This is a genomic window from Flaviramulus basaltis (genome assembly GCF_900114265.1).
GTDB classification, from domain to species: Bacteria; Bacteroidota; Bacteroidia; order Flavobacteriales; family Flavobacteriaceae; genus Flaviramulus; species Flaviramulus basaltis.
In genome coordinates this window covers 523,892-537,649 of the sequence record NZ_FPKV01000001.1, presented here as the reverse complement: position 1 = coordinate 537,649, position 13,758 = coordinate 523,892, and the positions used below count along the sequence as shown (strand labels likewise).

General features: G+C 30.0%; 12 protein-coding genes. 9 read left to right on the top strand and 3 right to left on the bottom strand.

Annotated elements, in window-relative coordinates; all coding sequences use genetic code 11:
- Positions 1-68: 68 nt before the first annotated feature.
- Positions 69-986 (top strand): M28 family peptidase, encoded by a 918-nt coding sequence (locus BT151_RS02500; protein ID WP_072400180.1) that lies wholly within the window; start codon positions 69-71, stop codon positions 984-986.
- On the opposite strand, the gene BT151_RS02495 is transcribed toward BT151_RS02500, so the two are convergent.
- Positions 983-4,405 (bottom strand): hypothetical protein, encoded by a 3,423-nt coding sequence (locus BT151_RS02495; protein ID WP_072400179.1) that lies wholly within the window; start codon positions 4,403-4,405, stop codon positions 983-985. The two genes, BT151_RS02500 and BT151_RS02495, sit on opposite strands and share 4 nt — an antisense overlap.
- Before the next feature lie 122 nt (positions 4,406-4,527).
- On the opposite strand from BT151_RS02495, the gene BT151_RS02490 reads away from it, so the two are divergent.
- The 4 genes from BT151_RS02490 to BT151_RS02475 all read left to right on the top strand — a co-directional run bounded on the left by BT151_RS02490 (position 4,528) and on the right by BT151_RS02475 (position 7,931).
- On the top strand, positions 4,528-5,289 hold the full coding sequence (locus BT151_RS02490; RefSeq protein ID WP_072400178.1) for an exodeoxyribonuclease III: 762 nt from the start codon (positions 4,528-4,530) through the stop codon (positions 5,287-5,289).
- Between the two features lie 31 nt (positions 5,290-5,320).
- Entirely contained in the window at positions 5,321-6,280 is a 960-nt protein-coding gene (locus tag BT151_RS02485; protein ID WP_072400177.1) for an OmpA family protein, read from the top strand.
- Positions 6,281-6,380: 100 nt separating this feature from the next.
- On the top strand, positions 6,381-7,418 hold the full coding sequence (locus BT151_RS02480) for an aldo/keto reductase (protein ID WP_072400176.1): 1,038 nt from the start codon (positions 6,381-6,383) through the stop codon (positions 7,416-7,418).
- Between the two features lie 117 nt (positions 7,419-7,535).
- Positions 7,536-7,931, top strand: a complete 396-nt coding sequence (locus BT151_RS02475; RefSeq protein WP_072400175.1) for a PID-CTERM protein-sorting domain-containing protein — start codon at positions 7,536-7,538, stop codon at positions 7,929-7,931.
- A gap of 44 nt (positions 7,932-7,975) precedes the next feature.
- On the opposite strand, the gene BT151_RS02470 is transcribed toward BT151_RS02475, so the two are convergent.
- Positions 7,976-9,523 carry an Rne/Rng family ribonuclease gene (locus tag BT151_RS02470; RefSeq protein WP_072400174.1) on the bottom strand — a complete coding sequence of 516 codons (1,548 nt, stop codon included), beginning with the start codon at positions 9,521-9,523 and terminating at the stop codon, positions 7,976-7,978.
- Between the two features lie 317 nt (positions 9,524-9,840).
- The gene (locus tag BT151_RS02465) at positions 9,841-10,131 is read right to left on the bottom strand and encodes an HU family DNA-binding protein (protein WP_019386001.1); all 291 of its coding nucleotides are present in this window, start codon (positions 10,129-10,131) and stop codon (positions 9,841-9,843) included.
- A 139-nt stretch (positions 10,132-10,270) separates the two neighbouring features.
- Here BT151_RS02465 and mutY point away from each other — a divergent pair, with 139 nt between their 5' ends.
- The 4 genes from mutY to gldD all read left to right on the top strand — a co-directional run bounded on the left by mutY (position 10,271) and on the right by gldD (position 13,750).
- On the top strand, positions 10,271-11,314 hold the full coding sequence (gene mutY, locus BT151_RS02460) for an A/G-specific adenine glycosylase (protein WP_072400173.1): 1,044 nt from the start codon (positions 10,271-10,273) through the stop codon (positions 11,312-11,314).
- Positions 11,315-11,399: 85 nt separating this feature from the next.
- Positions 11,400-11,843, top strand: a complete 444-nt coding sequence (locus BT151_RS02455; RefSeq protein ID WP_072400172.1) for a single-stranded DNA-binding protein — start codon at positions 11,400-11,402, stop codon at positions 11,841-11,843.
- Positions 11,844-11,864: 21 nt separating this feature from the next.
- On the top strand, positions 11,865-13,169 hold the full coding sequence (locus tag BT151_RS02450; RefSeq protein ID WP_072400171.1) for a gliding motility-associated protein GldE: 1,305 nt from the start codon (positions 11,865-11,867) through the stop codon (positions 13,167-13,169).
- Positions 13,169-13,750, top strand: coding sequence for a gliding motility lipoprotein GldD (gldD, locus tag BT151_RS02445; protein ID WP_072400170.1), 582 nt, complete (start codon positions 13,169-13,171; stop codon positions 13,748-13,750). The genes BT151_RS02450 and gldD overlap by 1 nt, the downstream gene beginning before the upstream one ends.
- Positions 13,751-13,758 lie beyond the last annotated feature (8 nt).

Here is a 13,758-nt window from a genome sequence, read left to right as displayed (position 1 = left end):
AAAAGGGGATATGAATAATATATGTATCTTTGTCAGCTATTTTTTAAATATATATTATTGTCTTTTTTATGCCTAAATCTATTTACTGTTTATTTATTTACTGCTTATTTTTTAGTGGTGTAAGCGTAGCTCAAGGTGATTTAAATACGCATGAATTATTTAATGAAACCTCTTTATTAAAGCACATTCAAGCATTGTCATCAGATGCTTTTGAAGGTAGGCGAACCAATACAGAAGGCGCAATAAAGGCAAAAAAATACATCATCAATCAATTTAATGCATTGCATGTTTTACCATTGGTTAAGGATTATAATCAAAATTTCACCTTCATTAATAAACGAAACTATTATAAAGCTACAAATGTTTTAGGTATTATTAAAGGCTCTGAATCATCCAATAAATATATTGTTTTAAGCGCGCATTATGACCATGAAGGTGTTCAACATGATACAATATATAATGGAGCAGATGATAATGCTTCTGGTATAAGTGCCTTATTCAGTTTTGCTGAGTATTTTATAAAAAATCCACCTAAACACTCAGTTATTTTAGCTGCTTTTGATGCTGAAGAATTAGGTTTACAGGGATCAAAATATTTTGTAAATAATCCTATTGTTTCAAAAAAGGACATTATCCTCAATATTAATATGGATATGATTAGTAGGAGTGAAAAGGATGAATTGTTTGTAGTAGGAACAGCGAAAAATAAACAATTAAAATATATTGTTTCAAATATTGAAGAATCTAAAAAGATTAAACTTTTAACTGGACACGAAGGATATGATGGTTTAGAGAATTGGACCTATGCTTCCGATCATGCTAATTTTTATAAAAAAGACATTCCGTTTTTATACTTTGGAGTTGAAGACCATAAGGATTACCATGAACCAACTGATGATTACGAAAACATCAAACCAGAATTTTATATAAATGCGGTAAAAACAATTATTTCAGTTTTTGAAAAAATAGATAATTCTAAATTTTAAAAATAAGCTTTTAATTGAATTGATCCAGAATGAATGGTTTTGCTGGTTTCAGTTTTTCTTCCAAAATAACTTAAGTTAAGGTCTAAGAAATCGGTTAACTTTTTTTGCGCTAACAAACTCCATGTAAAGTTTTTTCCCGGTTGTAAACCTTCTAATATTTGATATGCAACAGGTGTATTTGCATTTCCATCATATATATTCGAAAAATAATTAAACTCACCATTTATAGCACTTTTTTGGCTATTAGTTAAAGAAAAAGAAATACCGTATTTCTGTTGTTTTAAAGATTCTAAGTTTCCGATAGTATTCTCTTTACTTGCATATTGATAGAATATATCAAAACTTGAATTGTCATTAAATAAATAAGAGAGTTTAGGGGTAAATCTTGCTTCATCAAAATTGTAATTTTTACTTGCAAAATTTTCGCTTATACTTTCGTTATTATCAAAAGCAGATAGAAAATTGATTAACCAACTTTCAGCTATTTTATGATTAAAATTAATTTGATGACTTTTTAAACTATTCTCAATAAATCCAATAGATAAAATATTTCTAGTGGTATTATCAAGAAAGGTGTAAGATGTTGTATAGCGCTGCTTTCCGCGATTAAAAAAGAAAACGTTTCTAAAATTTAGTTGTAATCCTAATTGATCTTCTTCATTATTTTTAAAAGGATTTAGATTAAAACTATTGCCTTCTCTTTTTGTTTTTCTATCTATTAAATAGCTGGTTTGATTGTAAAAATGTGAAAATATTTTTTCTGTTTTATTTTCTGAAACAGACCATTGTGCAGGATTTAAAGTTAGCGTTTGGCTCAACCTATTTTGATGTGTTTTTATAAATACTCGATTAGGTAAAAGTACCCGAATATATTTGCCTTGATCTTGAAATTGAGCGATTTCAAACTCTTCAAGTTCTTGAATGCCGTTAGTGTTATAATCAATCCAAGTGTAAGTGCCTTGTCCAGCTTCAACTTCAACATAGGTGAAATCTTGTTGAGGTAATGTTCCAGAATTGGTTTCAAAAATGGTATTCCATTGTATTAATTGGTTAAAAATATTTTGATTGAATTGTAACCTCGAATTTATAGATCGTTCATCTTCTACATTTTCATCTTCGCTTTTTAAGCTTCTATAATTAGCATACAATGATAAATTGGTGTTTTTATTTTGAACAAGTTTGGAGTCTAAATAAAATGTATTTGATGTATTTACTTTTTGTAATTCGTTATTTCTAATGCTATCGTTTACACGGTTTTTGTAGCCAATTTCAGTAAAAACATTAGTGCTATCTCCAACCCCTATAAACACTTCATAAGACTTAAATTTCTGACTTAATGGTGTAAGAGTTTGAGTTGAAATGTTTGTTTGTTCATTATCTTCAAAAGCTAGTTTTGTCCCTAACCAACTTTTTTTCATACTATAAGTAATACGGTTGTAAGACCTTAAAAAAGTAGAGGAATTTGTATTAGAATTGGCATCTAAAAAGCTTGAATAAGATAAAATGTTAAACTTGTTTAATAGTAAATTGGCATTTATAATATGTCTGTTGCCACTAAATCCATCTGAAAAATTTAGATGCTCAAATTGGTAATCTGCAAAACCTTTTTTATGATGAAAAAATCTAAAACCAGAATTTAGAAGTATTTGATTTCCTAAATTAAGACCTATACCATTTATATTAGTTTGGTCTAAATTCCAATCTCGGTTAAATTCTGGATTGTAAAGTCCTTCAATATTTCGGTAGTCTTTACTTATATAATCACTATCTACAAACACATCAAAATTCCAAAGACTATCATTTTTTATAAGCGATTGTTCAATATTTATTTTACCAGCAAAACCATCATTGTTTTCATCATCAGCGTTAGAAAATAAATTCAAATCATTTTTGCTCCCTGAAGCTTCAAAATTTATGGTAGTTTTTTCAGAAGGTTTATAACTTCCATTTAAAACAGCAATCTGTAGTTTTGTTGGCGCTATTAATTGCACAATTGGCGCATAATTTCCTTGATTAATTCCAGCATATTCATAAATGTTATTAATAGCATTGGTGTTACTTAAAATATAATCTCCTAGATTGTTACCTACTAAAGAAAATCTTACTCTATACAATTCATCGTCTGGACTATTTGAGAAAACAAAAGCTTCATTACCACTAATAAACTCTTTTCTATATAATATTCTATTTTCATTTAAGTCTTCTCGTACTTCTGATGGCGCAACCATTTGCGTTCTGTCATCTCCAGCATCAGCTAAAATTTGAACTTGTTCTTCAGATAAATTTTGTTGTAGTGGCTGATTTTTAGCATCATTTTCAGAATACACAGAAATTCCAATATTTAATTTTTTACTTTCAATTTTTCCACCACCATAAGCTACAAAACGCGAGTAATTTCTATCACTAAATTGATAATCAACAGTAATACGCATCTCGGAAGTAATGGGAAATGTTGAGTTGAAAATAATTTCACCCGCGTTATAATCAATTATATAATCTTGATCTTCGCCTCGTTTTACAGCAACACCATTTACATAAACGGTTTCACTACCAGATACAATAAGCACAAACAACTCACCATTTTGTCCTTGGAGTTTATATGGTCCTTGATTGCCTTCTTGTGCTGTAAATTGACTAGTGGTGAATTGTCCGCGAACAATAGCACCAGCAGCAAATAAATTGGTTTGTTTATCTTCTTCACCTAGTTTAACATTTAAATTTAAACCTTGTACACGTTTAGAAAAATTAGCGAAATAAGAATTGTTGTTTACTAAATCAATATCACCAGCTCTAATATTCCAACGCTCGCTAAACAATTCAATAAAAACTTGGTCGAACTCATCTAAACGCTGACTATAACCACTTTCTTGTAAAGGAATATTAGCATCTTGAATGGAAGCTCTAAGCGAGACTTTGTCGTTTAACTTTCCTGTAATTTGAAGATCTAATTCACTATTTAAAACCGAGTTTTGATTATTGCCTACAGTAACGCCTCGTGAAATGCTTCCTGAGGTTGTTAAACCATCAAAAGGAATAAAAGTATTAGACGTATTAGGTTGAGATAACTTGTATAATATTTGATTGTTACTATTATTTTCAACTATTATCTTCTCATCCAATTGCTTATAAGTTTTAGTTAAAAACTCAGGAAATTTCAAGTAATTTATAATTATTGAATCAGTTTCAATAGGTTTTTTAAAGGTTAAAATGGCTTTAGAAAAATCAACAGTATAAAAGGTAGAATCTATAACTGTGTTATTCTTTTTTTTGATTGAAAAGTAGCTTGAATTTATGCTTACACTATCAATACGAATAGAATCTTTTACAGCAAATTTTTTAGTTTTATAATTAGAATTTTGGTCTTGCGAAACTCCACAAAAACCAATTAGAAACATAAGAATATATGTAAAAAACTTCATCAAGTAATTAAACTGTAAAACGTTTAAAATATTTTGTTAATAGCTTCGTTAAAACTCATGCTATATTTAATAGTGTAAATGTAACGCATTATTTATTTTAGCTAAAATTCTTATTAAATCAGATGAAAATTATATCCTATAACGTAAATGGTATTCGAGCAGCTTTAAATAAAGGTTTTATAAATTGGGTTAAAAGTGCAAATCCAGATGTTATTTGCTTACAAGAAATTAAGGCGTTAAAAGAACAACTGGATTTAAACCTATTTACTGAGGCTGGATATAAATACCAATATTGGTTTAGTGCTCAAAAAAAAGGTTATAGTGGTGTTGCTATTTTAAGCAAAACAGAACCAAACCATGTAGAATATGGAACAGGAATAGCATCTATGGATTTTGAAGGACGCAACGTGCGTGTAGATTTTGATGGCCTTTCAGTTATGAGTTTATATTTACCATCAGGCACAAATGATGCGCGTTTAGACCATAAATTAGAATATATGGATATGTTTCATGCCTATATAAATAATCTTAAAATAGAAATTCCAAACTTAGTTATTTGTGGCGATTATAATATTTGTCATGAAGAAATTGATATTCACAATCCTAAAATGAAAGGTGTTTCAGGGTTTTTACCTGTAGAAAGAGAATGGATTGGAAGTTTTATTGATAGTGGATTTATAGATTCTTTTAGATATTTAAATCAAGAATCTCAACAATATACATGGTGGAGTTATCGTGCAAATTCGCGAGCTAACAACAAAGGTTGGCGATTAGATTATGCCATGGTTTCAAAACCATTACAAGAAAACATTAAAAGAGCCGTTATACTTTCTGATGCAGTACATAGCGACCATTGTCCTATTCTGTTAGAAATAGAAAATTAAAAGTATTTATTAAGTAAACAAACCTATCAAAATGATTAAAAAAAGCACATTCTTAGTATTAGTTCTAGTGGTTTTTACCTCTTGTGTATCACCAAAAGTATATAAAGATTTAGAAGCAAAATATGCTGATTTGAAAAGTGAAAACAGAAAATTATCATTAGATAATGAAGCACTTTTAAGCGCTAAAACTGCTGCAGAAAATGAATTAAAACAAATTCAGTCGGCTTACGATGAGGCTGTTACTCAACGTGATAAATTACAAGCTGATTATAATGCTTCAAAAGCGAATTATGATAATTTAAAAGCTTCCTATAATGCATTAGAAGAAAATAGTTCGGCGTCAATTGCAGCAAATTCTAAAAAGAACAGAGAATTATTAGCACAATTAGAAGCTAAAGAACAAGCTTTAGCAGCAGAAAACGCACGTTTAGAAAAACTTAAAAAGGAGTTAGAAGATCGTTCAAACAGAGTTGCAGAATTAGAAAATGTTATTGCATCAAAAGATGCAGCAATGACAGCCTTAAAAAATGCGATTTCAAGAGCTTTAACCGATTTTGAAGGTAAAGGGTTAACAGTTGAACAACGCGATGGAAAAGTATATGTTTCTATGGAAAATAAACTATTATTTAACTCTGGAAGTTGGGCAGTTGGTAGTGAAGGTAGAAGAGCAGTACAACAATTAGGAAATGTGCTTGGAGATAATCCAGACATCGCAGTTTTAATTGAGGGGCATACGGATAATGTTCCTTATCAAGGTAATGCACAGTTAAGTGGTAACTGGGATTTATCAACCAAGCGTGCTACGGCAATAGTTAATATTTTAAGAGAAAACGTATCTATTAATCCAGAAAATTTAACCGCTGCAGGACGAGGGGAATATGCGCCAGTTGCATCAAACGAAACGGCAGAAGGAAAAGCAAAAAACAGACGTATTGAGGTGATTTTAACACCAAAGTTAGATGAACTATCTAAGTTGTTAAACGATAATTAAACTTATAAACGTTAACAAAGTTTTAAACCTTTCAGTTTTAAATCAACTGAAGGGTTTTTTTATCTTTACTAATTAATCTAATCATAGAATAATTCATAAAATGAAATACACAACATTACCAAATACCAATATAAAAGTTAGTAAAATTTGTTTAGGTTCCATGAATTGGGGAAACCAAAACACAGAATCTGATGGTCATGCACAATTAGATTATGCTTTTAACCAAGGAGTTAATTTTATTGATACTGCAGAGTTATATCCAGTTCCAGCAACACCAGAAACACAAGGAAGTACAAGTGAAATTATTGGTACATGGCTTAAAAAAACGGGTAATAGAGATAAAGTAGTATTAGCAAGTAAAATAGTTGGTCGCAGTAGCGATTATGTAGCACATATTAGAAAAGATGGTTTTGCATCAATTGAAGATGCAATAGATAAAGAATTAAAACGCTTACAAACCGATTATATTGATTTGTACCAACTACATTGGCCAGAGCGCTTAACTAATACCTTTGGAAATCGTGATTATAAACATGATTCAAATGATTTTTGGGAGGATAATTTTAACGAAGTATTACACTCATTAGACAAGCAAATTAAAGCAGGTAAAATTAGGCATATTGGTTTGTCAAATGAAAAAGCTTGGGGAACTATGCGTTTTTTAGAAGAACATAAAATGAATAATAGTTTACCAAGAATGATAACAATTCAAAATTCATACTCATTACTAAATAGAACTTTTGAAGGTGATATTGCTGAAGTTTCTATAAGAGAGAATATTGGATTATTAGCTTATTCTACACTAGCATTTGGCATGCTTACGGGAAAATATATAGAAGGAACCGCTAGCCCAGATTCACGATTAAATCTTTTTCCTGGAATGGCACGTTACAGTGGTGATCGCTCAAAAAAGGCAACAGAAAAATATTTACAATTGGCAAAAGCGAATAATATAAGTCTAACACAAATGGCATTGGCGTTTGTGAATCAACAGCCATTTTTAACAAGTAATATTGTTGGAGCTACTAATTTAGAGCAACTTAAAGAAAATATAGAGAGTATTAATGTTGATTTAAGTAAAGAATTATTGGGAGAAATAAATGCGATACACGCTCAAATTCCAAATCCAGCACCTTAAAATCTATATGTTTTCAAAGTTATTATGTTTTTAGGTTAATATTTTATTTAAAAGAGCAAACTGTATTCGGTTAATTATAAGAGCTTTGAGTAGGTATTAATTTAAAACAGAGAGATTATGAAAACCAGAAAGATTACATTGTTTAAATCTATTAATTTAATTGCATTAACATTATTTTTAGTATTCTCAGTAAATGCCAATGCAATTAACTTAGATACCAACTTAATAACATCCACCACTAAAATAAGTTCAACTAATTTAAAAACAGCTCCTGCTCAACTTATACTAAGTTCAATGAGTTTTTGGGATTGGTTAGTTAGTTTATTTAATAAAGAGAAATTTAGAGATAACCACAATCCAAATTCAGGAAATGAAGGAAATCCTAATTCTGTTGGTGGTGACTCAATACCATTAGATGGAGGCTTAACTATTTTACTTTTAGGTGCAACTGCTTTTGGGGTAAAAAAATTGAGAGATTCTAAAAATGAGATAAAATCTTTTAAAAGTTTATAAAAACTAAACAAAAAAAGCCTTACTAATTTAGTAAGGCTTTTTTATTATTTAATTTGTTTACCATTTTTATCAAAAAAATGATATTCAAGGTATGTGTAAGCATCTCTTGGTAAAACTTTAACCCATTTTTTGTGTTCAAAAAACCATTTTGAACGTATAGATGGAAAGCCCTTTGTTAAAAAGGCTGCTATAAAAGGATGTGTGTTTAAAGTCAACTTTTTATAGTCTTTTTTTAATAGTTGTTCAAGATCGTGATTAACTTTTTGCACGATTCCTATAGGTGCTTCAACCTCAGAGCCATTAATAATCTCATCAGGGTTTTCCTCACGAGTTTTAATGTTCATTTCTGGGCGAACACGCTGTCTTGTAATTTGTATCAATCCAAATTTACTTGGAGGCAATATTTTGTGTTTTGCTCTATCATCCTTCATTTCATCACGAAGGTGATTGAACAATTTTTGCCTATTTTCAGCATTGGTCATGTCAATAAAATCCACTACAATAATACCACCCATATCACGTAAACGTAACTGGCGAGCCATTTCTGTAGCAGCTATTAAATTAACTTCTAATGCTGTATCCTCTTGATTGTTTGCTTTGTTAGATCTATTTCCGCTGTTTACATCTATAACATGAAGCGCTTCGGTATGTTCAATTACCAAATAAGCACCTTTTGACATAGAAACGGTTTTTCCAAACGAAGTTTTTATTTGTCTTTCAATTCCAAATTTTTCAAAAATTGGAACATTAGACTGATACAATTTAACTATTGATTCTTTTTTTGGTGCAATTTCTTGCACATAATCTTTAATTTGTAAATAAAGCTCTTCATCATCAACAGTAATTCCTGTAAAGGTATCATTGAATATGTCTCGTAAAATAGACGAGGCTTTATTCATTTCTCCTAATACTTTACTAGGGTGATGTGCTTTATGTAGCTTTTTACACATTGCCGTCCAACGACTAAGCAAATTTTGTAAATCTTTATCTAGTTCAGCTACTTTTCTGCCTTGTGCTACAGTACGAACAATGATACCAAAACCTGGTGGAGTAATGCTCTTTACCAGGCGTTTAAGTCGGTCTTTTTCTTCTCTGTCTTCTATTTTTTGAGAAATAGAAATACGGTTAGAAAAAGGAACTAAAACAATATATCTACCAGCAATTGAAAGCTCTGAGCTTATTCTTGGCCCTTTTGTAGATATAGGTTCTTTTACTATTTGTACTAATAGCGATTGATTAGATTTTAAGACGTCGGCAATTTTGCCATCTTTCTCAATATCTTTTTCAAATGGGAAATTTTTTAAAGTAAAATCTCTTAGTTTACCTGTGCTTACACGTTTTGTGAATTTTAAAAGAGAAGGAAGTTTTGGGCCTAAATCATGATAATGCAAAAATGCATCTTTCTCATAACCTACATTTACAAATGCAGCATTTAGTCCAGGAACTGCTTTTCGTATTTTGGCTATAAACACATCGCCAACCGAAAAGTCGTTACTATCTTCATCTTTCTGTAATTCAATAAGTTTTCCATCTTTTAATAAGGCAAAATCAACATTATCGGAACTAGATCGAATGATCAATTCTTTATCCATTTTGTTAATTTTAATCCATCACTTTTAAGGTGACAGATGGATTATACATTATTTTTTCACAGGATTTTTAACATCCGTGGAGTCCATAAAACACTTAATAAGTGTCAAAAAAATAATGAACTCATTTCAAAGAACTTGTTGTTTTTAAATCAAAAAAAGTAGTTAATCTAACTACTTTTTTTCGATTTATTTTTTCTTTTTGTGACGGTTAGCGCGTCTACGTTTCTTACGTTTGTGCGTCGCTACCTTATGTCTTTTGCGTTTTTTACCACTTGGCATAAATAGTGTCTTTTTAAATTAATAATTCGATTAATGTTTTACTTAACGTCTACATTTGTTTTAACACCTTCAACAAAAACTTTTGCAGGTTTAAATGCAGGGATATTATGTGCTGGTATCTTTATAGTCGTATTTTTTGAAATGTTTCTACCAGTTTTTTCGGCTCTTGTTTTAATAATGAAGCTACCGAAGCCTCTTAAATAAACGTTATCACCACTTTCTAAAGAAGTCTTTACTTCTTCCATAAATGTTTCAACAGTTGCTTGAACATCACCTTTTTCAATTCCTAATTTTTCAGAAATTTTTGCTACTAAATCAGCCTTCGTCATTTTAATATATTATTTTTTTGTTACTATTAATTCTAAAAGGGATGCAAATATAGGGATTAAATATTCAATATTTCAAACCTAATTCATTAAAATTTAAGATTATAAACGTTTATTTTTGTTCACACTATTTAATTAATTAATGATATTCTCAAAAACACTAACTAACTGGTATTCAAATAATAAAAGAATTTTGCCGTGGCGTGAAACTACAAATCCATATTACATTTGGCTATCTGAAATTATTTTACAACAAACACAAGTGAGTCAGGGGTTACCATATTATGATGCATTTGTCGCTAAATATCCCACTATTTTTGATCTTGCAGACGCAAATGAAAGTGAGGTTTTGAAATTATGGCAAGGACTTGGTTATTACTCTCGTGCTAGAAATTTACATACTACTGCTAAATATGTTGCAGATGAATTAAAAGGAGTGTTTCCTAATACATATAAAGAGTTACTAAAACTAAAAGGTGTAGGTGATTATACCGCAAGTGCTATTGCTTCTATTTGTTTTAATGAGGCTGCTGCAGTTGTTGATGGAAATGTTTATAGAGTACTGTCTCGATATTTTGGAATAGATACACCTATTAATTCATCAAAAGGAGCAAAGGAGTTTAAGCAACTAGCTCAAGAATTAATTGATAAAAAGGATCCAGCCGAGTTTAACCAAGCTATTATGGAGTTTGGAGCCATACAATGCAAGCCTAAAAATCCGTATTGTAATATTTGTCCATTAAATGAAGGATGCATTGCTTTTAATAAAAATAGAATTAACGATTTACCTGTAAAAATTAAATCTGCTAAAGCGAAAAAAAAGTATTTCAACTTTTTAGTATTTATATCAGAAGATCAAAAAACTATTTTGGAAAAAAGGGAAGGAAAAGGTATTTGGCAAAACCTATATCAATTTCCCTTAATTGAAATAGAAAAGAATATTGATTCTAAAAATTTTAAAAAGCAAATTGAAAGTGATGATTTATTAAAAAACACATCTTTTGAATTGTCCTTATATAATAAAGAACCTATTGTTCATAAATTATCGCATCAACATCTTTATACAAATTTTTGGATTATTAATGTTGAGAGGCTTGCTGTTAAAGGAATTTCAATACATAAAATACACGAATACGCGGTGCCAATTTTAATAGGAAATTTTATTGAATCATTTAATTTTGATTAGTTTAGTATTAACAATCATATTTTTTTATTAATTTTAAAAAAATGGAAAGCAAAAGGTTACTTTTGCCCTCTTTAAAACGGTAGATATGTCTGGAACTTTAAATAAAGTAATGCTTATTGGGCATTTGGGTGATGAAATAAAGATGCATTATTTTGAAGGTGGTGGTTGTATTGGGAGATTTCCTTTGGCAACAAATGAAACTTACACAAGTAAGCAAACTAATGAGCGTATTACAAATACTGAATGGCATAATATTGTAGTTAGAAATAAAGCTGCAGAGATTTGCGAAAAGTATTTAAGTAAAGGCGATAAAGTTTACATTGAAGGTAGGTTGAAAACCCGAAAATGGCAAGATGAAAAGGGGAATGATAGATATTCTACAGAAATTCAATGTAACGATTTTACATTTCTTTCAACAAAAAAAGAGAGTGAAAGCAACATGGGTAATACTCCTGTACAAAACTCAATGGCAACTCAAAAGCCAAGTAATGAGTCTATTGAAATTGAAAATGACGATCTCCCTTTTTAAGTTTAACTAAAGCAAAAGTATTTGGATCCTGACCCCACGAGTTTTAGACCTTTAATTATGGCAGTTGATTTTTCAGTTGTTTTTTCTTTTGCACTGTTATTTTTGCTTTTATTATGTTCTGCACTTATTTCTGGAGCAGAGGTAGCTTTATTTTCGTTAAATAGAGGAGATGTTGAGGATGGTGTTGAAGCAAAATCTAAACGCATTCAAATCATTTTAATGCTTTTAGAACGTCCAAAAAAATTATTAGCCACCATACTTGTTGCAAACAATTTTATAAATATTGCGATAGTTATTTTGTTTGCCTTTTTAGGTGATTTTATGTTTGGTAGCATTGTTAATCCTCAAATAAAGTTTGTTTTAGAAGTTGTTGTTGTTACCTTTTTAATCTTATTATTTGGCGAAATTTTACCAAAAATTTATGCCAGTCGTAATAATTTAAAGTTTGCCATATTTATGGCGTACCCATTGCGGGTTTTAGATATTCTTTTGTCGCCAGTAAGCTTGCCAATGCGTAGTGTTACGTTGGCTATTCATAACAAATTGGGTAAACAAAAATCTAATTTAAGTGTTGACCAGCTTTCTCAAGCATTAGAGTTAACAAGTGATGAAGATACTACTAAAGAAGAACATAAAATTCTGCAAGGTATAGTGTCTTTTGGGAACACTGATACAAAGCAAGTTATGCGTCCGCGTATTGATATTTTTTCTTTAAATATTGGTCAAAAATATACGGAGATTATGCCAGAAATAATAAAGAATGGCTATTCAAGAATTCCAGTTTATAAGGACAATATGGATACTATTGAAGGTATTCTTTACGTAAAAGATTTGTTACCTTATATAGATAGAAAACAATTTGATTGGACAACTTTAATTCGCGAACCATTTTTTGTGCCAGAAAACAAAAAGTTAGATGATTTAATGGCCGAATTTCAAGAAAAGAAAGTACATTTAGCAGTTGTGGTAGATGAATATGGAGGTACATCTGGACTAATTTCTTTAGAGGATATTATTGAAGAAATTGTGGGAGATATAAGTGATGAGTTTGATGATGAGGATTTAACGTATTCAAAATTAGATGAAAATAATTATGTGTTTGAAGGGAAAACAGCACTGAAGGATTTTTATAAAATTATTAAAGCTGAAGATGATACCGTTTTTGAAGAAAGTAAAGGAGAAGCAGAAACCATTGCGGGTTTTGTTTTAGAAATATCAAGAAATTTTCCCAAGTTAAATAGTAAAATAAATTTTAAAAATTACGTTTTCACTATAGAAGCTATGGACAAAAAGCGTATTAAGCTTGTAAAATTTACTATAACATAATGATAAAAAATATTTTCATTTTATTGCTAGTCATTTTCTGTTTATCATGCGATGAAGATTATGTGCCAAAACCAAAAGCTTATTTACGATTAGATTATCCAAAAGCTAAGTATGTTGATGTTGATTTAGAATTACCATTTTCATTTGAAACAAATTTGTTAGCAACAAAAGTTACATCTAAAGAACTGAAAGCTCCAACTAAAAGTTATGGGATTAATTTAGAATATCCGTCGTTAAAAGGTACTATTTTTTTAACCTACAAGGCTATTGATAAGGATGAAAAGAACCTAAGAGATTTTTTAAGAGATGCTCAAAAATTCACCTTAGAGCACACAAAAAAAGCTAATGAGATACCAGCTTATCCTTATGAAAGTAAGGAACGTAAAGTTTATGGTCTATTCTCTGAGGTTAAAGGTAATGTAGCATCGCTAGCACAGTTTTATGTAACCGATAGTGTAAATCATTTTTTAACTGGGTCGTTGTATTTTTATGCAAAACCTAATTATGATTCCATTTTACCAGCTGCCAATTATATTCAAAAAGATATAAGGCAAATTATGGAAACTATTAAGTGGAAATAAAAAAAGCT

Bases quoted from the DNA above. Each gene is read 5' to 3' on its own strand.
- BT151_RS02500 (WP_072400180.1), top strand. From the start codon at position 69: ATGCCTAAATCTATTTACTGTTTATTTATTTACTGCTTATTTTTTAGT.
- BT151_RS02495 (WP_072400179.1), bottom strand. From the start codon at position 4,405: ATGAAGTTTTTTACATATATTCTTATGTTTCTAATTGGTTTTTGTGGA.
- BT151_RS02490 (WP_072400178.1), top strand. From the start codon at position 4,528: ATGAAAATTATATCCTATAACGTAAATGGTATTCGAGCAGCTTTAAAT.
- BT151_RS02485 (WP_072400177.1), top strand. From the start codon at position 5,321: ATGATTAAAAAAAGCACATTCTTAGTATTAGTTCTAGTGGTTTTTACC.
- BT151_RS02480 (WP_072400176.1), top strand. From the start codon at position 6,381: ATGAAATACACAACATTACCAAATACCAATATAAAAGTTAGTAAAATT.
- BT151_RS02475 (WP_072400175.1), top strand. From the start codon at position 7,536: ATGAAAACCAGAAAGATTACATTGTTTAAATCTATTAATTTAATTGCA.
- BT151_RS02470 (WP_072400174.1), bottom strand. From the start codon at position 9,523: ATGGATAAAGAATTGATCATTCGATCTAGTTCCGATAATGTTGATTTT.
- BT151_RS02465 (WP_019386001.1), bottom strand. From the start codon at position 10,131: ATGACGAAGGCTGATTTAGTAGCAAAAATTTCTGAAAAATTAGGAATT.
- mutY (WP_072400173.1), top strand. From the start codon at position 10,271: ATGATATTCTCAAAAACACTAACTAACTGGTATTCAAATAATAAAAGA.
- BT151_RS02455 (WP_072400172.1), top strand. From the start codon at position 11,400: ATGTCTGGAACTTTAAATAAAGTAATGCTTATTGGGCATTTGGGTGAT.
- gldD (WP_072400170.1), top strand. From the start codon at position 13,169: ATGATAAAAAATATTTTCATTTTATTGCTAGTCATTTTCTGTTTATCA.